This window comes from Brevibacterium epidermidis NBRC 14811 (genome assembly GCF_001570805.1).
Classification (GTDB): domain Bacteria; phylum Actinomycetota; class Actinomycetes; order Actinomycetales; family Brevibacteriaceae; genus Brevibacterium; species Brevibacterium epidermidis.
In genome coordinates, this window is record NZ_BCSJ01000003.1 from 203,366 (window position 1) to 223,953 (window position 20,588).

Genomic DNA, 20,588 nt, shown 5'->3' on the forward strand with positions numbered 1-20,588 from the left:
CGTTCGAGGAGGCAAGGATGCCCACAGCCACACCCACGAGTCAGCAGGCCGCAACCACGGAATTCGACGACATCCTCTATGACGTCGAAAAGACCTTCGCGGTCATCACGATCAATCGGCCCGAGGCCTTCAACTCCTTCCGTTCGCAGACCGTCGACGAACTCATCGAAGCCTTCACCCTCGCGTGGGGCGACAATCGCGTCCGCTCGATCATCCTCACCGGTTCCGGACAGAAGTCCTTCTGCGCCGGCGGCGACGTCAAGCAGAAGGCCCAGACCGGCGACTACGGCCCCAGCCGCTACGGCATGTTCCGCATCTCCGAACTCCACAAGGTCATCCGGTCGGTGCCGAAACCCGTGATCTCCGCGGTCAACGGCGTCGCGATCGGCGGCGGAAACGTCCTCACCACCCTCTGCGACATCACGATCGCGGCCTCCCACGCACGCTTCGGCCAAGCCGGCCCCAAGGTCGGATCCTTCGACGCCGGCTACGGTTCGGCCTTCCTCGCCCGCGTCATCGGCGAGAAGCGCGCTCGTGAGATGTGGTACTTCTGCGAACTCATCGACGCACAGAAGGCCGAATCCTGGGGGCTGGCCAACGAGGTCGTCGACGCCGAAGAGCTGATGCCCCGCGCCAAGGAACGCGCCCGGGCCCTCGGTCTCAAGGCACCGACAGCGCTGCGATTCCTCAAGCAGTCCTTCAACGCTGATTCCGAGATGCAGACCGGCTTCACGAACCTCGCCATGAGCGCCCTCGACCTCTACGCGCACTCGCCGGAATCGCACGAAGGTGCAACCGCCTTCGCCGAGAAGCGCGATCCGGACTTCAGCCAATTCGACGGCGCGTACTGACAACCGGCATTCCCACCGGCACAGACCCTTCCCGCACAAACCCTGCCAGCACAGAGGATTCCCGTGGACACGACTCTCACCCCCGATACCCAGACCCTGCTCGATGCGGCGGCCGGATTCGAGGAGCGGCTCATCAATGAAGCCCGCGAACGCGAAGCCGCCGGCCGCATCGGCGCCGACATCACCCGGGAGATGGGCCGCGCCGGGCTCATCGCCCCGGAACTGCCCACCCACCTCGGCGGGGCAGGCCTGACCAAGGTCACCGCGGGACTCGTCACCGAGGCCATCGCCCGCGGAGACCTCACCGTCGCCTACATCCAGGTCGTCGGCTCCCTCATCGGACAGGTCATCGCCCGCAATGCCAGCGCCGAAGTGGCCGCCCACTACTGCCGCCTGATCACCTCCGGTGACGCAACGGTAGCCATCGGACTCTCCGAACCCGACGCCGGTTCGGACGCCGGCAATCCCTCGACCACGGCCCGACGCGACGGAGACGACTGGATCATCAACGGCACGAAGTCGATGTCGCTGGCCATGACCTCGACCGCCACGGTGATCTTCGCCCGCACCGATCCCGACGCCGGGCGAGGAAAGGGCATCTCGGCATTCCTCGTCGACCTCGACGCCCCGGGAGTGACACGGAACCCCATCATCGACATGGGCCAGGCGGCCGTCGCCCGCGGCAGCGTGGACTTCACCGATGTCCGTGTGCCCGCCGACCACCTCCTCGGCGAAGTCGGCGGAGCATTCACCCAGGTCATGCAGGGGTTCGATTTCTCCCGCGCCCTCATCGGACTGCAGTGTACGGGCACAGCGACCCGCGCGATCGAGGACGCCTGGGCTTACGTCAAGGGACGTGAGGCCTTCGACCAGCCGCTGTCGAAGTTCCAAGGCGTCTCATTCCCTCTGGCCGAGGCGGAGACGAAGATGGCGGCGGCACGTCTGCTTTGCCTGGACACCCTGCGCCTCGGCGACGAAGGCCTCCCGCACACCTCACAGGCGGCCATGTGCAAGTGGTGGGCTCCGCTCGAGGCTTATCACGCGGTCCACCAATGCCTGCTTCTGCACGGGCAGAACGGCTACATGAAGAATCGCGACGTGGAGAAACGGCTGCGCGACGTGCTCGGCATGCAGATCGGCGACGGCACTGCCCAGATCATGAAGCTCATCATCGCCCGCAGCTCCGCCGGGCGGAAATTCGCCCCCTGACCGGGAAGAACACCGGCTCACCCGTAAGAACACATCCACCGGACGACGCACCATCAGACACATATAAGAAGGGACACACCATGTCAGCACCCACTCAGACCGCACCACTGACCGACCGCGTCATCATCGTCACCGGAGCCGCCTCCGGAATCGGCAAGGGCATCGCGAACCGTCTCGCCGCCGACGGCGCCACCGTCGTCGTCGCCGACCTCGACGCGCAGAAGGCCGCGGACACCGCCTCGGCGCTGGGAAATGATTCGATCGGGCTCGCCACCGATGTCACCGACCGTGCGGCCGTGGACGCCATGGTCGCCGAGGTGGTCGAGCGCTTCGGACGCATCGACGTGCTCGTCAACAACGCCGGTTGGGACAAGGTCGAACCATTCATGGAATCGACGCCTGCGACGTGGCAGCAGATCATCGCGATCAACCTCCTCGGCACACTCAACTGCACACAGTCCGCGGCCGAGCACATGATCGCGGCCGGATCCGGTGCCGTCATCAGCATCGGCTCGGATGCCGGCAGGGTCGGGTCGAGCGGCGAGGCCGTGTATTCGGCGGCCAAGGGCGGAATCATCTCGTTCACGAAGACCTTCGCCCGCGAGGTCGCCCGCCACGGAATCTCCGCGAACTGCGTATGCCCCGGACCGGCCGACACCCCGCTGTTCGCCGAGATCTCCGCGGACAATCCGAAACTGCGCACCGCACTGGAGAAGTCGATTCCGATGCGCCGGCTCGCCCAGCCCGACGACCTCGCGAACGCCGTGGCCTTCTTCGCCCGCCCCGATTCCTCCTATGTCACCGGCCAGACCCTGTCCGTCTCGGGCGGACTGACCATGGCCTGATCCACAGCACGACGACCTCGCTCGTCCCAGCAATCACCGGCACCACCCGAGTCACAGGTACGACACCAGAGCAAAGGAGCCCTGTTATGCCCACCCGATTCGACACCATCCTGACCGACTCCCTCATCGAGAAATTCACTTCGTCCGGGGACTGGAAGAACCAGACCCTGCTCGACCACCTCGAGCACTGGAGCGCACAGCGGCCCGACGCGATCGTCACCCGCGATCCCTACGGTGCGCACACCTATGCCGAGCTCAGCTCGGATGTCGAGACCTGTGCCCGGGCGCTCGTCGACCTCGGAGTCGAACCCGGCGACGTGGTGGGCATCCAACTGCCGAACTGGTACGAATGGCTGGTCATCCACCTCGGCGCGATCAAGGCCGGGGCCGTGACCAACGGGCTCATCCCGATCTACCGGGACCGCGAGATCGGGTACATGGCGAAGAAGGCCTCAGTGTCCGTGCTCTTCGTGCCCAACCGCTTCCGGAAGTTCGACTATCCGGACATGGTCGATCGGCTGCGGCCGAACCTGCCGGAGCTGCAGCACACGATCGTCCTCGACGCCCCGGGCGACGAGGCCTTCGCCGGTCGGGACGGCTTCGAGAAGTGGGCCGATTTCCTCAGCCGAGGCGAACGCGACTCAGCGTCCGACGGTTCGCGGTCGGCCGCCTCGGCGATCGAATCCATCGATTGGGACGAACGACGTCCGGACCCCAACGATGTCGGACTCATCCTCTTCACCTCGGGCACGACGGGTAATCCCAAGGGCGTGATGCACACGCACAACAACGTGCTCGCGGCCTCGCTGCCGTGGCCCGATCACCTGGGCCTGGACGAGGAATCGGTCATCCACATGGCCTCGACCTTCGGCCATCTCACCGGCTACATGTACGGAGTGTGCCTGCCCCTGCTCATCGGCGGCTCGGGCGTGTTCCAGGACGTGTGGAACGGTGAGGAGTTCGCCCGACTCGTTGCCGACCACGGCATCCAACACACATCGGGGGCGACTCCGTTCCTCCACGATCTGCTCGAGGTGGCGAAAACGACGCAGCACGACCTGTCCTCCCTCAAGCACTTCTGCTGCATGGGCGCCCCGATTCCACGCGTGATGGTCAATGAGGCGCGCACGCTGCTGCCGGAGCTCAACGTCTTCGGCGGCTGGGGCCAGACGGAGTGCGGACTGGTGACGATGACGGCACCGGGCGACTCGGAAGAGAAGGTCACCAGCACCGACGGGCGCGCCCTGGGCTCGATGAAGGTCCGCGTCGTCGATCCCCTCGGGGAACCCGTGGCCGCAGGTGTCGAAGGAAAGGTCCAGGTGACAGGCCCATTCCTGTTCGTCGGCTACCTCGATGAGCCGGAACAGACGGCAGACGCCTTCGAAGGTGAGTGGCTCGATACGGGAGACCTCGCCGAGAAGGACGAGGAGGGCTTCATCCGGATCGCGGGACGGTCGAAAGACATCATCATCCGCGGCGGCGAGAACATCCCCGTGGCCTATATCGAGAACGTCCTCTACGAGCATCCCGCGGTCTCCCAGGTCGCCGTCGTCGCGGTGCCGCATCCGCGGCTGCAGGAGATCGCGTGCGCGGTCGTCACCCTCAACGAGGGCCACAGCTTGTCGATGGACGAGCTGCGCGAGTTCTTCGATACGAAGGGCGTGGCCAAGAACTACTGGCCCGAGGCACTGCAATGCCTCGACGAGTTCCCGCGCACGCCAAGCGGTAAGATTCAGAAGTTCAAGCTCAGAGAGGAAGTCGCCACCGAGCATGTCAGCTGAATCCGAAGACCTCAACGCGATCGTCCGGGGCGCCCGTGCGGAGTTCCGGGAGCGGCAGATCGTCGATGCCGCCGTGCGCCTGATGCAGGAGAAAGGCACCCATTCGGTGTCCATGCAGGCGATTGCGAAGTCCTGTGGGGTCAGTGTCGGACTGCTGTACAAGTACTTCTCCGACAAGGAGCAGATCGTGCTCGCCGCGATCACCCGCGTCCTCGAGGAGTTCCGGCTGCGGGTCCCCTCCGCCATCGCCGAGGCGGGTGGCCCCGTGGACAAGGTCATCGCTGCGTTCTCCGAGTTCTGCCGCGTCGTCGACGAGCAGAGGCACGCGGTCGTGCTCACCTATCAGGTTTCCAGGGCACTGTCGAAGCACGGGCTGAAATCGATCCAGGACCAGGAGCTCGAGACCCTGCAGCCGCTCGTCGACGTCGTCACCGCGGCCGTCGAAGCGGGAGACCTGCGTGATGTCAATGCGCAGACCTTGGGCCACGACCTTATGGCGACGGCGCACATGTGGGCGCTCAAGCACTGGTACTTCCAGCGGATCGGGCTCGACCTCGACACCTACATCGACCGGCAGGTGCGCACCCTCGTGCTGAGCAACCTCAGCGAGGCGGCCCGCCGGTAGGCCACCTCGTGGGGAGTCATCGACTTCTGATCCAGTGATCGCAATATGACTCGATGACTGGATCAGAACCCGATGTGCATCCGTACAGAACCCGATGATTCAGCGAACACAACGATGCCTAGGCAACTACAGCCCTCTGCTGTGCAGCGCGACCTGGGGGCTGCGCCGCGACTCCGCGGGCGCAGCAGTTCACCGCACCCCGCTCAGGGGTGCAGGCTCAGGGGTGCAGGGGAACGCTGGATTCGTCGGTGAGTGCGAGGAAGCCGAAGGTCTCCTGCAGGTACAGGTCGACGGTCTCACCGTCGTGGCCTCTGTAGCCGATCGACAGATCCTGGCCCAGGTGGAGTTCGTAGTCGCCGCCGCGGGTGGACACGAGCAGGGCACCCTCGAGCGCCGGCGCCCAGACGATCTCCCCAGCGCCGAGCTGACGGGAGAGGTGATCGCGGACCGGGAAGCCATGGTCGGTCGATTCGGAGACCTTCGTGTACTCGGCCTCAGACAGCAGAAGGCTGTAGGGCCCGTCGACTCCGGCCGTGCGCAGGCTCGACAGCGCCTGCGCCACCGCGTCCGCATAGTCCTCGACCGAATCGGGCAGGGTGACGGCGACGTTCGACGAGTTCGGGACGATGCCGCCGATGCCCGCGGAGTCGAGTCCGTGGAGGATGACCCGGTCCTCGGCCAGGGCCATCGTCGTCGCGGCATCCTTGACCGGCTGCCAGTCCGAATCGCCGGAGCCGCGCGCAACATCGTCGATGGCCTCACGTGTGACCGTGAACGGGGCGCGCAGTTCGACAAATTCCTGCACGATGCGCTGCCGAATGTGCAGACCCGAGGAATACGACTGCACGTGACGGATATGTCCCGTGGTCACCGAGGAGGTCTCGAAGCCGCTCGGTCCCTCGACGTCGACGATGCGCCGACCGGCGATATTGCGCTTGAAGGTGCGCCTGGCCTCCTCCTCGATCTCCGCCCAGGCCGGGCCGGTGATGGGAGCTAGTTCGCGATAGAGGTTGTTCACTGTCGTCTCCTGTTCAGGCTGCCGATTCCCAGGCTGCCGTCCGTGGGTGCTGAGGGGTCTGCGTCTGCTGAGTCATCGCCGCCGGCCGGATCGACGTCGGATCCGTTATCGATGTCCGGACCATCGACCTTCGCCGAGGCGGCTCCACCGATCCCGAGTCCCGCCTCGGTGAGTTCCCCGTCGGGATCGTCGAGGAAGTCCTGGGAGGGGACGAAGAACAGTCCGCCGGTGACCGCAGTGGAGAAGTCGAGGATCCGGTCGTAGGTGCCCACCGGGTCGCCGATGAACATGTTCTCAAGCATCTGCTCGGTCGTCGTCACGTCGGCGGCGTAGGCGATGAAGTAGGTGCCGTACTCCTCGGCGCCGACGGATCCGAAGACCATATTGTCACGCACGATCTCACGGTCGTTGCCGTCCTCGTCCTCGATCGAATTGAGCACGAGGTGCGAGTTCGGGGCCTTGTCCTCCTCGGCGAATTCGACGTCGGAGAGTTTGTGCCGCCCGAAGGCCGCCTCCTGCTCTTCGACGCTGAGCTCGTCCCAGCCGGACATGTCATGCGTGTATTTCTGAACGATGACGTAGGTGCTGCCCGGATAGCCGGGGGCGCCATTGCCCGGAACGGCTCCTGCTCCAGCAGCGGCGGCAGCGACATCGGGTCCCGCCTCGGCAGAGTCGAGAGCGGAATCCTCGGCCACATCATCAGGATGGAGGAACACTGCATCGACGGCGCCCTGATCCTCGGGGTTCTCCGTGCCGTCGACGAAGCCGAGAATGTCGCGTTCGTCGAAGTAGCGGAAGCCGTGGACTTCGTCGGCGACGTCGACCGCCCCATCCAGCGCGTCGCCGATGAGTCGGGCGAGTTCGAAGCACATGTCCATGCGGCGAGCGCGGATGTGGAACAGCAGGTCACCCGGGGTGGACGGTGCTGTGTGGACGTCTCCGCGCTGTTCGATGAAGGGGTGGAGGTCCGAGGGGCGGGGCGCGGTGAACATGCGGTCCCAGAGATCGGCGCCGATGCCCGTGACACAGCTGAGATCGTCTTCGCGGGAGCGGAAGCCGACTGTTCGGGTGAGTCCTGCGATTTCGGACAGGAAGTCCTTGGCCGTGCTCTCGAAGCCGGGGCGGACGGTGAGGACGAGGAAGATCGCATACGGAGATGGCGGAACCAGCACCCTCTGCGGACTCTTCCCATCGGGGAAGGCCCGTTGCCAGACGGTCACTGCATCATCTCCTCCGCTCGCGGATTCGGCGCGGTGCACCTCGGGATGCCAAGGTCACCTACGTCTTGGAGTCTACGCTTCACCAGGCACGATTGGCCATGGTGTGCGTACCGCTGCCTCCGCCGGTGGTCGAAAGGCACAGCAGATGTGTTCGCGTCGTAGACTCGAAGAGAAGCGAGCGAAAGGAGCATCAGCCGATGTCCGAGAAGAAGAGCTCCGCCAAGAGCAGCGCACACACAGTCCAGGTCCGCCGCATCTACGACGAAGCACAGAAGTCCGATGGGGCCCGAGTCCTCGTCGATCGGGTCTGGCCGCGCGGAGTGAGCAAGGACAAAGCCGAACTCGACGAATGGGTCAAGGACGTCGCGCCCTCGACCGAGCTGCGCAAGTGGTATTCCCACGACCCGGAGAAATTCGACGAGTTCGCCCGCCGCTTCCGCGAGGAACTCAAGGGCGATGACGCCGCCAAAGCCCTCGACGACCTGCGCGAACTCGCGCAGAAGGGGACTCTGACCCTGCTCACCGCGGCCAAGCGCGATGACATCAGCCAGGCCACGGTGCTCGCCGAGATCCTCAATGACGGCAAAAAGTCGGGCGGCAAGAAGACCAGCACCAAGTCAAGCAGCAAGACGAGCAGCAAGGACAGCAAATGAGCGAGATCGCCCCGGATACGCGTGACTGGACCGATGTCCTCGCCGGAGGCTGCTCCGAATGCGGGTTCACCGGCACCGAGGACCCGACCGTAGTCCCCGCCACCCTCGCCGAGGCGGCCGCTACCTGGCAGACGGTTCTGACCAGGGATGACGCCACCGAACGGCGCAGTCCGGACCGGTGGTCTGACGTCGAATACGCCTCCCATATGCGCGATGTCCTCGACGAGTTCCGCCGCCGCACCGAGCGCATGCTTGCCGAGACCGAACCGACCTTGGACAACTTCGACGGCGATGCGGTCGCTGTCGAATCCGATTACGCTCACGCCGATCCCGCCGAGGTGGCCCCCGCCCTGCGTGCGGCCGCCGAGTCCTATGCCGGCCTCCTGTCCAAGCTCAGCGGGGAGGAATGGGATCGTCGCGGTTTCCGCTCCGACGGTCACGCCTTCACCGTCGCCTCTCTCACCCTCTACGGACTCCACGAAGTCCGGCACCACCTCGGCGACGTCGGAGCCTGACGACCCTCCCGTCGAAAAGTGAGGCCATGTCATTGGAATGGGAGCAGATCGTCATCGACCGGGAAGAGAAGGTCGTGAAGAACAGACTCCACCTCGACTTCCGGCCCGATGATCAGGACGCCGAGGTGGCCCGCCTCCTCGCTCTCGGAGCACGCCGTGTCGATGTGGGTCAGACCGGGGACGAACCCTGGGTCGTCCTCGCCGACCCCGAGGGCAATGAGTTCTGCATCCTCAGCTCCTGATCTGTTACTCCTGATCTGACGGAATAAGGCGGGAGACCGGACCGTTCCGTCTACGCTCTCGGTCCCCACATGGAAGGCAGCACTGCCCGATGACCCAGTCAGCCACCTCGGCGGCTCCCAAACCCCGCGTCCCCGGTCAGGTCTACCTGCTGGCCGCCGTGATCTTCTGCCTCGGCACCAGCGAGTTCATGATCGCCGGAATCCTCGAGCCCCTGAGCGCCGATCTGGACGTGACGATCCCGCAGGCAGGCCTGCTCATCACCGGTTTCGCCGTCGGCATGATCGTCGGGGCACCGGCCATGACGCTGCTGACGCTGACCCTGCCCAGGCGGGCGACGATGATCGTCATGATCATCGGCTTCTCCGCCCTCCACATCCTTGCAGCACTGTCACCGAGCTACGGGCTGCTCATGGCCTCCCGGGTGCTGTCGGCCTTCGCCTGCGGCGGATTCTGGGCCGTCGCCGCCGTCCACACCTCGGCCATCTCTCCCGCAGCCGTGCAGGGCCGAGCACTCGCGAGCCTCGTCGGCGGACTCACCGTGGCCAACCTCGTCGGGGTGCCGATGGGAACGTGGATCGGCACCCAGTTCGGGTGGCGTTCGACCTTCTGGGCGGTTGCCCTCGTCACCGCACTGGCCGCCGTCCTCATCGCCGTGACGACACGGTCGGACGCGAAGCCCACCGACCCGGACGAAACCGGCCCTGGCGAAGCAGGATCGCACACCTCCACCGAGGCGGCTCCCCGACTGCGAACCCTACTGCGTGCCGAGGTCGCCGCGTTCAAGGGTCCCCGAATCTGGTTGGCCCTCGGCACGACGGCGTTGTTCCAGGCATCAGTGTTTGCGTCCTTCTCCTATTTCTCACCCCTGCTCACGCAGGTCGCAGGTCTGTCCGCGGACCTCGTTCCCGCGGTGCTCGCGGCATTCGGCGTGGGTGCATTCGTCGGTGTCATCATCGGCGGGCGCTTGGCCGATCGGAACATCTTCGGCAATATCGTCGGCAGCCTCACGGCCCTGGCACTCAGCCTCGGTGCCCTCTGGCTGGTCGCCGACCATGCGATCCTCGCAGGCGTCATGATCGTCCTCGTCGGCGCCAGCGGCTTCTCCATCGCCGGGGCACTCAATGCCCGCGTCTTCCAGATCGCGACTCAGGCGCCGACCCTGGCCGCGAGCGTCAACACCTCGGCCTTCAACGTCGGCAATGCACTCGGCCCGGCCGTCGGTGCCTGGGTCATCGCCGCCGGCTTCGGCTTCCCCGCCACGGTTGTCGCCGCCATCGTCCTCGCACTCGCTGCGCTCGTCGTGGTGGCCGTGGCGATCCGCGTCGAACGCTCGTGGACACCGCAATCAGTATCCATCCTCGCCGAGGCGGCCTGCTAGTCCCAGCGGCCCGTACAGTCCCAGCAGAACGTCCGCTTCACCCAGTCCGGGCAGGGGTCAGTTGAGAGTCCCTTCAGCCGCTCCCTTCTGTCGATCCACGGTTTGACCCAGGTCATCTGTTCGGGGACCAGAGGCTCACCGCAGGCGCTGCACACTTCACCCTGAGTCGTTTCGTGTCCGCAGGCTTCGTGGATGAGGCTCATGTGACCGCCGCCGTCGGAAAGGTCCGTGTGCTTCTCGGCCCACAGCGACAGCTGCTGGAGGATCGGAAGCAGATCCGCGGCGGCCTCGGTGGCCGCATAGCCTTGGCGGATCCGGGCCCCATCGGCGTAGTCGACCTTCGTCAAGAGCCCGGCTTCGAGCATTCCTGACAGCCGACGGCTGAGGACGGCTTCGGAGATTCCGAGATTCTCACGCAGCTGATCGAATCGTCCCTTTCCGTGGAGGACGTCGCGGGCGATGAGCAGCACCCACGGATCGCCGAGCACATCGAGCGACCGCTTCACTGGGCAGCGGAGACACCGCCGGATCCACCCCGCCTGGTGGGTCGCTGCCGTCGCCTTCATCGCCCTGCTCGCCGCCGCCGGGTTCCGTGCCGCTCCCGGTGCCCTCATGGTCCCGCTCCATGCGGACTTCGGGTGGTCGATGAGCAGCATGTCCCTGGCTGTGAGCGTGAACCTGCTGCTCTACGGGCTCACCGCACCTTTCGCCGCGGCGCTCATGGACCGCTTCGGCATCCGCCAGGTCGTCGCTGCAGCGCTGGCGCTGGTCGCCCTCGGCGCGGGCGGGAGCGTGCTCATGACCGCGTCCTGGCAGCTGCTCATCTTCTGGGGAGTGCTCATCGGGCTGGGCACCGGTTCGATGGCCCTCGTCTTCGCTGCCACGATCGCCGATCGCTGGTTCCTCGCCCACCGTGGGCTGGTCATGGGCATCCTCACGGCAGGATCGGCCACTGGCCAGCTGATCTTCCTGCCTCCGGTCGCCACGATCGCGGAGTCGGCCTGCTGCTCCTGCCCTGGCTGCTCTCGGACACCGTGCACCCGAGTATGATCCTCTTCATCGTCGTCCACGGGCTCGACTGGGTGGCGACGGTCCCGCCGACGGCCGCGCTGTGTCGGGAGATCTTCGGGGACAACGGCACCATCGTCTTCGGGTGGGTCTTCGCCGCCCATCAGATCGGGGCCGCCGGCGCAGCCTTCGCCGCGGGTGTCGTCCGTGACGCCTTCGGTGAGTACACCTATGCCTGGTGGGGCGGGGCGGCCATGTGCGTCATCGCCGCGGTCTTGTCGTTCGCGGTCACGCGCCGGCTCGTCGGTGATCGCCGGGAACCCGCCACCGCCGAGGCGGCCGCCCAACCCAGCCCATCCGACGTCCACGCCACCCCAGTTCAATCCGTCCACGGACGGGCTCACCCGATGGTCACCCCTGTTCTTCCGGCTCCCACAGCTCGATCCGATTCCCTTCGGGATCGGTCACCCAGCCGAAGCGTCCGATTCCGTCCATCTGCTGGGTCTGGTCATCCACCTCGGCGCCGGCAACGCGGAGCTGCGCGATCATCGCGTCGAGGTCGGCGACACGGAAATTCAGCATCGTCTGCTGCCGATCCTGGCCTTCCGGCCGCGTCCCGAAGTAGTCGGTGTCGGCTTCGAAGAGCCCGATCACGGTCGGTCCCGCCGGCTGCTGCCACAGTCCGTGATCGCCGAAGTCGACCCCGAGTACGTCTCGGTACCACGTCGTCATCGCCTCGGGGTCGGCCGCCCGCAGGAAGTATCCGCCGATTCCAGTCACTCTCTCCATGCCCGAATCCTATTCCCGATTCCCAATCCCAGGGATGGACTCAAGTGTCGCGGAATGTCGGGAGACTGTAGTTTGTTACAGGGCACAGATCGTCAACCCGTGAAAGGACGTTCCATGAGCAAGTTCGCTGTCACCAATGCCAACACCGGCGAGGTCGAAGAAGAGTTCGCCTCGGTTCCGAAAGAAGAGATCCCCGCGTACATCGATCGTGCCCATGAGGCACATCTGGCGTGGAAGGAGACCCCGCTTCGCGAACGCGCGGCGATCCTGCGCAAGTTCGCCGATCTCGTCGATGAGAACGGCGAAGAGATGACCGACATCATCGGTCGTGAGATGGGCAAGATCAAGAAGCAGGGACTCGGCGAGGTCGACAAGGTCGCCCGCACCGCCCGCTGGATGGCCGACAACGCCGCCACCCACCTGGCTCCCACCCACCTGGCCGCCGCCGGTGCGGCTTCCAGCTATGTCGAGCACCAGCCGCTGGGCGTGCTGCTGGGCATCATGCCCTGGAACTTCCCCTACAACCAGATCGCCCGCTTTGTGTTGCCGAACCTCATGGTCGGCAACTCGATCATCATGAAGCAGGCCTCGATCTGCCCGAAGTCCTCGCAGTACTTCGAGGATCTCCTCACCGAAGCGGGACTGCCGAAGGGCGTCTACCAGAACATCTACCTCGACTCTTCGCACGCCGAAGAGGTCCTCAAGGACTTCCGCGTCAAGGGCTTCTCGCTCACCGGCTCCGAGGGTGCCGGCGCCTCCGTGGCCGCGATCGCCGCGAAGTACTACAAGCGCGCCGTGCTCGAGCTCGGCGGCAACGACCCGGCCGTCGTCCTCGACTCGAAGGATGTAGCGTCCGTGGCGCAGAAGCTCGTCGGCCTGCGCCTGGCGAATGCGGGACAGGTCTGCACCTCGCCCAAGCGCATGATCGTCGTCGATGAGCTCTACGACGAATTCGTCGCCGAGGCCGTCAAGGCCACCGAAGCCATCAAGGTCTCGGACTTCGACGACCCCGAGGTCGGCATGGGGCCCGTATCCTCCGAAGGCGCTCGCGACGAGATCGTCGAGATGATCGACAAGGCCGTCGCCGATGGCGCGACCCTGCTCACCGGCGGCAAGAAACTCGACCGTCCGGGCTGGTTCATGTCCCCGGCCGTGCTCACCGACATCGACCCGCGTTCGGACCTCGGCTGCAACGAGCTCTTCGGACCGGCCGTGATGATCTACCGCGCCAAGGACGAAGAGGACGCGCTGCGTCTGGCCAATGACACCGAATACGGTCTCATGTCCTCGGTGTGGACCGACGACCTCGAGAAGGGTCAGGAGTTCGGCAAGAAGATCAACGCCGGCATGACGCTCATCAACGCCCACATGGAGTCCGGACCGGAATACCCCTTCGGCGGCATCAACCGCTCCGGCTACGGCCGCGAGAACGCTCAGTGGGCGTTCCAGGCCTTCACCAACGAGCACCTCATCCGCGTGCACAACTGAGAGAGTTCCTCAGCCCACGAATAGGCATTGATCGGGCCGGCAACTTATGTTGCCGGCCCGATCGACGTTTCGGTGTTGGTTCCAGCTGCAGAGCTGTACACGCAGCTGCGGCCAATCACCAGTCCCGTGGTCCCAAACTTGGCGAGACTCCACTTGTCGCAGATCTACGAATTCCCGCTCTGCATAGACTTGCGCTCTACTGATTCAGAAAAGTTGGAGTTCCCACGCGTACGATCGACGCGTTGAGTGCGTGGAAGTAAGTCGAGTCTTTCACAGAAACTGAACGTGCCGCACAAGCTCTGAAAGAGAAGGTTTCAAGGCTCCCAGGAAGCGGCGACAACTCCGTCTGGGATATCAACCGCTGACCACTTATCTCAGAGCTATTGCACAGCCAGAGTCTCACCTGAGTTGAGTAAACCCGCACAACTAAGCGGGATGTGAGGCGAACCGCGCACCACGAAAGAACACCATGGCGACAATCGGCGATGCAACCAGCTGATAACCAAACCATAGTGTCCAGCCTGGTACGCCGAATCTGAGTGCCAATAGAAGTGCGCCGATGGTCACGAGGATCCAGCCGGCGTCGTACGCCAGAAGGTGTTTTGTGAGCCTTCCTGCCCCGTTTCTGACGGCATACGCGATCTCGGCCACCGCACTGCTCACCACCGCCACCACTGTCAAAAGAAAGAGCCACCCAGGAACACCTTGGTTTTCTGTCAACGGCTCATATAGCACTAGCATTGCAAGGGCAACTATCGCTTTGAATACCCCGTCCGCAAAGAAGCCTACGCGCAGTATTTGTCGGCGTTTGGTTTCCATGTATCACGTCACCTCTCTACTTTTCCCGAAGACGCCGAACAACACCGGAGAAGTAGAGTTATTCGTCTGGGCCACGGTGCCATGCGTCTGGCCTAAGTTGGCATCACTGGTTCCATATCGATACGGTCCCCAACGGCAAGCCATGGAAGCCGCTAATTGCCGTGCCTATGTTGCTGCCGCCCCTAGCGGCGAACGAGAATCCTATGCGCGATACGCCCGAAGGAACACTTCGACGCCAGCACTGACCCAGGTTGTCCGCTCTCGTGCACTGATTTTCGAACTGGCGACAATGTTGGGGCGCGCGGACACGAGCTGAGCAAAGTGCGCTGCAGCAATGTCGGATCGCTGGACGAGAAGAAGTCCACGCTCGCCCCAGGTAGTGAATGCCGCAGCCAAAGTATCGAGGACCAACCCGGGTCCTGCGCGGTACCACGTTTCGACGAGGGCAGGCTCCTCATGGAACGCTATACCATGCATCTGATCCATAAGTATGCGGTGATCTTCTGATGGTGCGTCCGATAGAAGCCACGCCGTTGCGAAGTTGGTCAATGCCGATTCTCGGTCATCAGCACTGGTTACACCCAATAAGTACTTCTCAATGAGTCCAGTAATATCCTCGGCCACGCGAGCTGCAGATTCGGCAATGATTTCTGTGCACAGCGTCGATTTATCCGTGAAATGCTTGTAGATCGTTCTCGTGGACACCTTGGACGCAGCGGCGATAGCGTCGATACTTGCTCGTTCGATCCCATGCTGGGCCAGCACTTTCCGACCGCCTTCCATAATTGCAGCGCGCTTCTCAGGGCGCAGGCGGCTCGTTGATTTTCCGGCCGGGCCTGACGTGCTCGATGTCGAAATCATCAATTACCTCTCATTGCTAGTGATGCACTTGATGCAGTGTAAAGCACCTATTTTACCTCGCTCCATTCAGACACGCTCTTATAGCCGCTGCGTTCTGGCCGCCTGAGAAGGAGCATGACCATGATTGCGCCCATTGCGCAGACAACCGCGAGACCCCACTGAGCAAAAGTCCAGCCGAAGCTTATTGCACCCGCGAGTACCGTATCGCCGCCGATGTCGGCACCCGTCGCGAGCCTGCCCGCAAGTTGCGGATCGCCGGTACTCAGCCCGATGAGCCCCACGATCGCAGACCCGAACAGGGCCATAATGAGAGTTGTCGAAGCTCCTCGAACTGTGTTAATCAAGCCGGCTGCTTGCCCGTGCTTCTCCGGCTCAGCGTGGTTCATGGCTTGCGCGTCCACGATGCCTGTGGCCGTCCCCAGGCCGAGACCGATGAGCACCAGAGGAAGGATCAGGTCTGATGCGGAGGAATCGAGAGACACCGCAAACCCGAGCCATGCATTACCGGCAGCGATGGCGAACAGGGCCGGTCCGATCATCAGTCTCGCCGGCACCTTGGTGCTCAGCTGCCCCACCAGCATCGGCAGCAGCACCATAGGGACGACTGGAGTCAACAACATCAGCCCCGACTGTGACGGAGAGTATGCGAAGACACTTTGCAGGTAGCTGGGCAAGTGGGCGAGCAGCCCGGCGTAGCCGAACGACACTGTCGCCAACGCGATCAACCAGCCCAAAAAGTTCGGGTCGCGCAGAAGCGAGAAATCGATGATGGGAGAAGGGACTTTGCGAACATGAAAACGAAGTAATGCGAAGGACACAAGCGCAAGCATGCCGGCTCCAAGAGTGATCGGATTCGCCCAGCCGCGACTCGGAGCCCCCGCTATCGCGAGCATAAAGGAGCAGAGGCCGGCAACGACCAACGCGGCACCGATCCAATCAATCCGTACCGATTCGTCCCCGTGAGATTCGGGCAAGGCGAATGATCCGCCGAACACGACCAGCCCCGCCAGAGCGAACGCCATGAATGCGCCCCGCCATCCGAGGGCTTCGACCAGTCCTCCCGATACGACGGGACCCGCCGCAAGTCCGATTGCGGCCGCTGTCCCGATCGCGGCGAACATTCGACTTCTTGCAGGACCGTTGAATGCCGCTGCAGCAGTTGCCGCTCCACCAGCCATCACTGCCGCGGCCCCCATTCCACTCAGCACTCTCCCCACGAGGAGAATAGAGATGGTCGGTGCAAAAGCGGCAATTGCCCCGCCGAGAACGTAGATGACAACGCCCAAGCGATAAGTTCGTCGCCGCCCGAGGTTGTCCCCCAGGGAACCTGTGACCAGCATGAGCGATGAAGCTGCGAGAAAGTACCCGGTGACTACCCATGACGCCGCAGAACCTGCGGATTCCAGGTCATCACCGATGGCCGGCACTGCAACACTGGCCCCGGACATCGCCAACGGCAGGAGCACTCCGCCGAGGAGAATAACAGGCACGGCCCAAGATGATGTTCGCGTGTTCATGCCGCTAGCAGTTTCTGCCGCACGGTGATCATCGCTTCAGCCCAGGTCACCACCGCATGCAACGTGGCAGTCAGGTCGGCCAGCTGTCGTTGCGCCGGGGCGAATGCTCCTGTCGTCGCAGGGTCGGACTCGTCCCAGCCTGTGTAGTCGAAGTCCGTAGACGTCGACAGCACGACCTGTTCGCCAACATCGGCAAGTCCCAGCTCGGCGGCGATCATACGCATTTGTTCAACTGCGCGCACGCCACCTTGCATTCCGTAGCTGACGAATCCGGCCGATTTGTTGATCCATTCGTTGTACAGATAGTCGATGGCATTCTTCAACGGACCCGGTACCCCGTGGTTGTACTCGGAAAGAACGAAGACGTACCCATCGTATGAATCGATGGTCTCAGCCCACTGCCGCGAATAGGAATGTTCGTACACACCCCACGCTGCGGGTGCAGGCTCGTCTAGGACCGGGAGGGCGAAGTCGACCAGATCGACGATGTCGAAGTGCACTCCGTCCGGCGCTTTCGCTCGTCCGTGCTCGTATACCCAGTCGGCCACCATTCGGCCACGACGGTGTACGCGGGTGCTGCCGACGATGATTGCGATGCGAGTCATGATTGTCAAACCTTCAGTTGTAAAGTACTTCTTGTACTTTACATACGATAGCGACTGACTCCTTCCGGCACAAGACCCCTCGGTTACATTCGCGAAAACAGTGAGCATCTACGCGAAAGTTTGATTTCACCTTCAATCGCGCTTCTCCGCCTCGAGCAGCGATCGTCACGTCGAACGGTCACTGAATACTCGTCGATCCCGCGCTCATCCCTGCCCGGGTCGCGTCGAAGGCACAGCTTGAGCGCCACGGTTCGCGAGGCCAGGTTCACTGGTCGCGTCCGAGCTACAACCGACCCGTCCCCTGAGTGAGTGCCGGCACATATCAGCGCCGCCATGACCGCTTCGGTCACATACTCCAACCCCCACACGTCCGGATGGAACCGAGCTATCAGGCTGCGTGCCGGCCAGCCATTGATATGCATTCTATTCATCCCGCAGTAGCCCATGATCCGCCCCGTCCGCGTCTCCCGCACGCACCAGTACCCGTAATCGTGAGCCACCCAGCGGTGAAGCCACATCTAGATGAGCTTGTTCGCCTCCTGAAGGCCACTGACGAAGTCCGTAGGGTTGTACGTGACAGCGCGGTGGTCTCCGACGACGGCGAATACTTCCGCGGCATCTCTACACTCAGGTACCTCGAGAACCAGGCGTGATGTGTGGAGACAGCGGGGACCCGCTCACAAGGGACGAATCGCTTGTAAGCTCTCCTGCTCCGTGGCCATCTTGATCCGCAGCAGAGTCTGGACCATCCGGTTCCTCATGCTGCGCGTGAACGCGGCGGTTCCGTCCTTGTACTTTTCGGTCATTACATATGCCCGGTCCGAGATTCCTTCTGGAGAATCGCGGCGGTGGACCACCCGGGCCTTCTCCCCGTCCACCGACTTCAGAGTGAATGACTACACCAGCCAGTTTTCGTCGACCTGAAATGTCATTTCGCAGCAGGGCACGAACCGCACGATCTTCGCAGATGTTGACTATGTCATTCCGTAGTCGTGGTTGCTGTCGACGAGGCGGACGCCAAGTGATGCGGCCTCCGCATCGTCGCAAAATTCCGTCGAAACGATCTGTGGGCTCCAGTCCGCAACTCGACGAGGCTCGCCGACCAGGTCCCAGAACTTTGCAAGTAGGGCATCGACGGTTGCTTCGGTTCCAATTCCTCGAGCACTGACCCACGATCTCTATTCCGCTCGACGCCGCCGTGTCAACTGCTGCCCAGTCGGCCCTTCAACGCGGATTCACTGCCCATGCACGGCGGTGACAGTACCGGAGGACGGCAACATCGACGACGACGCTGTCGAACTCTCTTTTGGTAAAGTACAGTTTTTACTATACTTTTGTTTTGCCATCGACTCGCGGTGTGGGCAATTCGATGAAGGTACCGGTAAGCGATTTCGGGTCAACGACGACGCCGATTCAGATGAGGATTACATATGACAATCACGAACCATGACTTCAAATCAGCACTCATCGAGCGCGAAAACATACAACTGCACGCCCTATGGCAACAGGGGTCCGGGCCTCCGGAAATGGTCGCGCCTGGGGCCATGGCCGACTCGCACGATTTCGCTGCGGTAGCGCAGGCGATGAACTACGCAGGCCCCGGCGTGGATCATCGTCCGTCGAGGCCGTGGCCACAGCGACGCGCAGGGTGCCGACTACAGCCTGCACACCGAGATCGGTGATCTGCGAGCTTGGATCGATCATCTTGAACAGCCGGTGCACCTCGTGGGGTGGAGCCACGGGGAGGGACGATCTCACTCGAAAATGCCGCCCAGGACGCGCGTTGGATCAGTGGTTACCTACGACCCTGTGCTTCCTCCGTTCGCTAAGGGTGCCGTGTCGATGCTGGAAGAAGCCGATCTCAATGAACGGGTTGTCGTCATCAACCGCGACATCAGCGGGCTAGAACCCGAGATTGTGGAAGCAATGAAGGATCAGTCCGAGTGGTCACACCTGCGAAAACTGGCCATTCCCCTCGCTGCGGAACTCGCCGCGCTCAACAATTTCACGCCCAGTAAGAAATGGGAGAGCGTGGCTGCGGCGCTGATCGTCGGCGAACGTTCACATGCGGTCGAACCTTATGGTCCTGTCTTCGACCGTGTATCGGAGCGCATCCCACAGGCATCGGTCACGGTTTTACCCGGGCAGGGACACCTGGCTCACGTCGAAGACCCCACTCTTCTGGGCACCGCCATCGGAACTATCCTGACGAAAGGAGTGTCGACATGACGAGCGTCAACAACAGCCCCCAGTCTTCTGTGACCGCACTACGGGACTGGATGTTCAGAGTCCGAATCGTACTCGCCTACGCCGTGGTCGCCATTATGTTGATCACAGCCGCGGCAGCATTTCTCCCGACCCCGCAACCATTGCTGTCCGTACTGACCGATGCGTCGTATGCCGCACTGACGCTAGCAGCGATCTTTCTGGCTGTTTGCGCCTTCGGCCGGCCCCGCCATCCAACCCAGCTACGCATTCTGCACCCACCTGTCAGAGGCCGATGGCTGGCGGCGAACAGCCCCGCAACGAAGGTTCCCAGCCATGGACTGCGCATGTTCGGACAGTCTCACGCCATCGACCTCGTCGCGTGGCCCGAGGAGAGCCAGGTCGCCGTAGACTACCCCACGACGACCGGCATGCTCCCAGCCCATCAGTTCCCGGGTCATGGGCTACCCGTACTCGCCATGGTCGATGGGGTAGTCGCCAATGCGACCGATTGGCAGAGAGACCACCGGAGCCGGACAAGTCCGCTCTCCCATATCTACCTCGCCATCGAGCAGAGCGTGAGAACAATCGGTGGCCCCCACTGGATCTTCGGCAACCACGTCACGATCCGTGCAGACGACGGGACGTTCGCCGTCGTAGCCCACGTACGCAGAGGGTCTCTTCGAATACAGGTGGGCGATCGAGTCAAGGCTGGAGATCACATCGCCGACTGCGGCAACTCGGGGAACAGCACAGAACCTCATGTTCATGCCCAACTCATGGACCGTCAATCCCTCTGGTTGGCCCACGGACTTCCCATGGGATTCCAGCACGCCGAATTCTTACCTACAGATGGGGAGACCGACCTGATTGAAACGCACACACATGACCTACCAGCCAACGGCCAGCTCATGATCACAACCGATCCGTCGTGACTCGCAATGAAAACGAGTGAGTA

22 protein-coding genes and 1 pseudogene are annotated in these 20,588 nt (G+C 63.2%); 13 read left to right on the plus strand and 10 right to left on the minus strand.

Translation table 11 applies throughout. The annotated features are described in order from the left end of the window. Window positions 1-17 precede the first annotated feature (17 nt). From BEP01S_RS02600 to BEP01S_RS02620, 5 genes are all read left to right on the plus strand, one after another. Window positions 18-851 (plus strand): enoyl-CoA hydratase-related protein, encoded by an 834-nt coding sequence (locus tag BEP01S_RS02600; protein ID WP_062240276.1) that lies wholly within the window; start codon window positions 18-20, stop codon window positions 849-851. A gap of 63 nt (window positions 852-914) precedes the next feature. Beyond that, entirely contained in the window at window positions 915-2,060 is a 1,146-nt protein-coding gene (locus BEP01S_RS02605) for an acyl-CoA dehydrogenase family protein (protein ID WP_062240278.1), read from the plus strand. Window positions 2,061-2,140: 80 nt separating this feature from the next. Beyond that, window positions 2,141-2,905, plus strand: coding sequence for an SDR family NAD(P)-dependent oxidoreductase (locus tag BEP01S_RS02610; protein ID WP_062240281.1), 765 nt, complete (start codon window positions 2,141-2,143; stop codon window positions 2,903-2,905). Window positions 2,906-2,991: 86 nt separating this feature from the next. Continuing rightward, window positions 2,992-4,686: an AMP-binding protein gene (locus BEP01S_RS02615; protein ID WP_062240284.1), complete on the plus strand. Its 1,695-nt coding sequence runs from the start codon at window positions 2,992-2,994 to the stop codon at window positions 4,684-4,686. Then, entirely contained in the window at window positions 4,676-5,311 is a 636-nt protein-coding gene (locus BEP01S_RS02620) for a TetR/AcrR family transcriptional regulator (RefSeq protein WP_062240287.1), read from the plus strand. Before BEP01S_RS02615 ends, BEP01S_RS02620 begins: the two co-directional genes overlap by 11 nt. Before the next feature lie 217 nt (window positions 5,312-5,528). Here BEP01S_RS02620 and BEP01S_RS02625 read toward each other — a convergent pair whose 3' ends face one another. Both BEP01S_RS02625 and BEP01S_RS02630 read right to left on the minus strand, forming a co-directional pair. After that, the gene (locus BEP01S_RS02625) at window positions 5,529-6,329 is read right to left on the minus strand and encodes a family 1 encapsulin nanocompartment shell protein (protein ID WP_062240290.1); all 801 of its coding nucleotides are present in this window, start codon (window positions 6,327-6,329) and stop codon (window positions 5,529-5,531) included. Next, window positions 6,326-7,549: a Dyp-type peroxidase gene (locus tag BEP01S_RS02630; RefSeq protein WP_062240293.1), complete on the minus strand. Its 1,224-nt coding sequence runs from the start codon at window positions 7,547-7,549 to the stop codon at window positions 6,326-6,328. The genes BEP01S_RS02625 and BEP01S_RS02630 overlap by 4 nt, the downstream gene beginning before the upstream one ends. A 197-nt stretch (window positions 7,550-7,746) precedes the next feature. On the opposite strand from BEP01S_RS02630, the gene BEP01S_RS02635 reads away from it, so the two are divergent. The 4 genes from BEP01S_RS02635 (at window position 7,747) to BEP01S_RS02650 (ending at window position 10,338) form a co-directional block, all read left to right on the plus strand. After that, the gene (locus BEP01S_RS02635; protein WP_062240296.1) at window positions 7,747-8,202 is read left to right on the plus strand and encodes a DUF488 domain-containing protein; all 456 of its coding nucleotides are present in this window, start codon (window positions 7,747-7,749) and stop codon (window positions 8,200-8,202) included. Continuing rightward, window positions 8,199-8,717, plus strand: coding sequence for a DinB family protein (locus BEP01S_RS02640; protein ID WP_062240297.1), 519 nt, complete (start codon window positions 8,199-8,201; stop codon window positions 8,715-8,717). The genes BEP01S_RS02635 and BEP01S_RS02640 overlap by 4 nt, the downstream gene beginning before the upstream one ends. 26 nt (window positions 8,718-8,743) lie before the next feature. Continuing rightward, window positions 8,744-8,959, plus strand: a complete 216-nt coding sequence (locus tag BEP01S_RS02645; protein ID WP_083532465.1) for a VOC family protein — start codon at window positions 8,744-8,746, stop codon at window positions 8,957-8,959. Window positions 8,960-9,048: 89 nt separating this feature from the next. After that, on the plus strand, window positions 9,049-10,338 hold the full coding sequence (locus tag BEP01S_RS02650) for an MFS transporter (RefSeq protein WP_062240303.1): 1,290 nt from the start codon (window positions 9,049-9,051) through the stop codon (window positions 10,336-10,338). On the opposite strand, the gene BEP01S_RS02655 is transcribed toward BEP01S_RS02650, so the two are convergent. Further along, on the minus strand, window positions 10,335-10,844 hold the full coding sequence (locus BEP01S_RS02655) for a winged helix-turn-helix transcriptional regulator (protein WP_244882046.1): 510 nt from the start codon (window positions 10,842-10,844) through the stop codon (window positions 10,335-10,337). The two genes, BEP01S_RS02650 and BEP01S_RS02655, sit on opposite strands and share 4 nt — an antisense overlap. Here BEP01S_RS02655 and BEP01S_RS02660 point away from each other — a divergent pair. Beyond that, window positions 10,798-11,681 (plus strand): annotated as a pseudogene (locus BEP01S_RS02660) (MFS transporter); the annotation flags it as partial. The gene BEP01S_RS02655 and the pseudogene BEP01S_RS02660 overlap by 47 nt on opposite strands. A gap of 76 nt (window positions 11,682-11,757) precedes the next feature. On the opposite strand, the gene BEP01S_RS02665 reads toward BEP01S_RS02660, so the two are convergent. Then, window positions 11,758-12,135: a VOC family protein gene (locus BEP01S_RS02665; protein WP_062240306.1), complete on the minus strand. Its 378-nt coding sequence runs from the start codon at window positions 12,133-12,135 to the stop codon at window positions 11,758-11,760. A 114-nt stretch (window positions 12,136-12,249) separates the two neighbouring features. Here BEP01S_RS02665 and BEP01S_RS02670 point away from each other — a divergent pair, with 114 nt between their 5' ends. Further along, window positions 12,250-13,623, plus strand: a complete 1,374-nt coding sequence (locus BEP01S_RS02670) for an NAD-dependent succinate-semialdehyde dehydrogenase (protein ID WP_062240310.1) — start codon at window positions 12,250-12,252, stop codon at window positions 13,621-13,623. Window positions 13,624-14,049: 426 nt separating this feature from the next. On the opposite strand, the gene BEP01S_RS02675 is transcribed toward BEP01S_RS02670, so the two are convergent. The 6 genes from BEP01S_RS02675 to BEP01S_RS17190 form a co-directional block, all read right to left on the minus strand. Further along, a complete protein-coding gene (locus BEP01S_RS02675; RefSeq protein WP_062240313.1) occupies window positions 14,050-14,442 on the minus strand; it encodes a hypothetical protein in 393 nt (130 codons plus the stop codon). Window positions 14,443-14,643: 201 nt separating this feature from the next. Continuing rightward, entirely contained in the window at window positions 14,644-15,303 is a 660-nt protein-coding gene (locus tag BEP01S_RS02680; RefSeq protein ID WP_083532466.1) for a TetR/AcrR family transcriptional regulator, read from the minus strand. A gap of 47 nt (window positions 15,304-15,350) precedes the next feature. Continuing rightward, window positions 15,351-16,820 (minus strand): MFS transporter, encoded by a 1,470-nt coding sequence (locus BEP01S_RS02685; RefSeq protein ID WP_083532467.1) that lies wholly within the window; start codon window positions 16,818-16,820, stop codon window positions 15,351-15,353. Then, the gene (locus tag BEP01S_RS02690) at window positions 16,817-17,425 is read right to left on the minus strand and encodes an NADPH-dependent FMN reductase (RefSeq protein ID WP_062240321.1); all 609 of its coding nucleotides are present in this window, start codon (window positions 17,423-17,425) and stop codon (window positions 16,817-16,819) included. The genes BEP01S_RS02685 and BEP01S_RS02690 overlap by 4 nt, the downstream gene beginning before the upstream one ends. An 83-nt stretch (window positions 17,426-17,508) precedes the next feature. Then, on the minus strand, window positions 17,509-17,943 hold the full coding sequence (locus tag BEP01S_RS17300) for a GNAT family N-acetyltransferase (protein WP_083532468.1): 435 nt from the start codon (window positions 17,941-17,943) through the stop codon (window positions 17,509-17,511). A 159-nt stretch (window positions 17,944-18,102) separates the two neighbouring features. Next, window positions 18,103-18,231, minus strand: a complete 129-nt coding sequence (locus tag BEP01S_RS17190) for a hypothetical protein (protein ID WP_276606419.1) — start codon at window positions 18,229-18,231, stop codon at window positions 18,103-18,105. Window positions 18,232-19,036: 805 nt separating this feature from the next. Here BEP01S_RS17190 and BEP01S_RS02695 point away from each other — a divergent pair. Both BEP01S_RS02695 and BEP01S_RS17195 read left to right on the plus strand, forming a co-directional pair. Then, window positions 19,037-19,654: an alpha/beta fold hydrolase gene (locus tag BEP01S_RS02695; RefSeq protein ID WP_280512726.1), complete on the plus strand. Its 618-nt coding sequence runs from the start codon at window positions 19,037-19,039 to the stop codon at window positions 19,652-19,654. Next, window positions 19,651-20,565, plus strand: coding sequence for a M23 family metallopeptidase (locus BEP01S_RS17195; RefSeq protein ID WP_062240327.1), 915 nt, complete (start codon window positions 19,651-19,653; stop codon window positions 20,563-20,565). The genes BEP01S_RS02695 and BEP01S_RS17195 overlap by 4 nt, the downstream gene beginning before the upstream one ends. Window positions 20,566-20,588 lie beyond the last annotated feature (23 nt).

Coding starts and splice junctions, on each gene's coding strand:
- BEP01S_RS02600 (WP_062240276.1), top strand. CDS start 18: ATGCCCACAGCCACACCCACGAGTCAGCAGGCCGCAACCACGGAATTC.
- BEP01S_RS02610 (WP_062240281.1), top strand. CDS start 2,141: ATGTCAGCACCCACTCAGACCGCACCACTGACCGACCGCGTCATCATC.
- BEP01S_RS02615 (WP_062240284.1), top strand. CDS start 2,992: ATGCCCACCCGATTCGACACCATCCTGACCGACTCCCTCATCGAGAAA.
- BEP01S_RS02620 (WP_062240287.1), top strand. CDS start 4,676: ATGTCAGCTGAATCCGAAGACCTCAACGCGATCGTCCGGGGCGCCCGT.
- BEP01S_RS02635 (WP_062240296.1), top strand. CDS start 7,747: ATGTCCGAGAAGAAGAGCTCCGCCAAGAGCAGCGCACACACAGTCCAG.
- BEP01S_RS02640 (WP_062240297.1), top strand. CDS start 8,199: ATGAGCGAGATCGCCCCGGATACGCGTGACTGGACCGATGTCCTCGCC.
- BEP01S_RS02645 (WP_083532465.1), top strand. CDS start 8,744: ATGTCATTGGAATGGGAGCAGATCGTCATCGACCGGGAAGAGAAGGTC.
- BEP01S_RS02650 (WP_062240303.1), top strand. CDS start 9,049: ATGACCCAGTCAGCCACCTCGGCGGCTCCCAAACCCCGCGTCCCCGGT.
- BEP01S_RS02665 (WP_062240306.1), bottom strand. CDS start 12,135: ATGGAGAGAGTGACTGGAATCGGCGGATACTTCCTGCGGGCGGCCGAC.
- BEP01S_RS02670 (WP_062240310.1), top strand. CDS start 12,250: ATGAGCAAGTTCGCTGTCACCAATGCCAACACCGGCGAGGTCGAAGAA.
- BEP01S_RS02675 (WP_062240313.1), bottom strand. CDS start 14,442: ATGGAAACCAAACGCCGACAAATACTGCGCGTAGGCTTCTTTGCGGAC.
- BEP01S_RS02680 (WP_083532466.1), bottom strand. CDS start 15,303: ATGATTTCGACATCGAGCACGTCAGGCCCGGCCGGAAAATCAACGAGC.
- BEP01S_RS02685 (WP_083532467.1), bottom strand. CDS start 16,820: ATGAACACGCGAACATCATCTTGGGCCGTGCCTGTTATTCTCCTCGGC.
- BEP01S_RS02690 (WP_062240321.1), bottom strand. CDS start 17,425: ATGACTCGCATCGCAATCATCGTCGGCAGCACCCGCGTACACCGTCGT.
- BEP01S_RS17300 (WP_083532468.1), bottom strand. CDS start 17,943: ATGTGGCTTCACCGCTGGGTGGCTCACGATTACGGGTACTGGTGCGTG.
- BEP01S_RS17190 (WP_276606419.1), bottom strand. CDS start 18,231: ATGACCGAAAAGTACAAGGACGGAACCGCCGCGTTCACGCGCAGCATG.
- BEP01S_RS17195 (WP_062240327.1), top strand. CDS start 19,651: ATGACGAGCGTCAACAACAGCCCCCAGTCTTCTGTGACCGCACTACGG.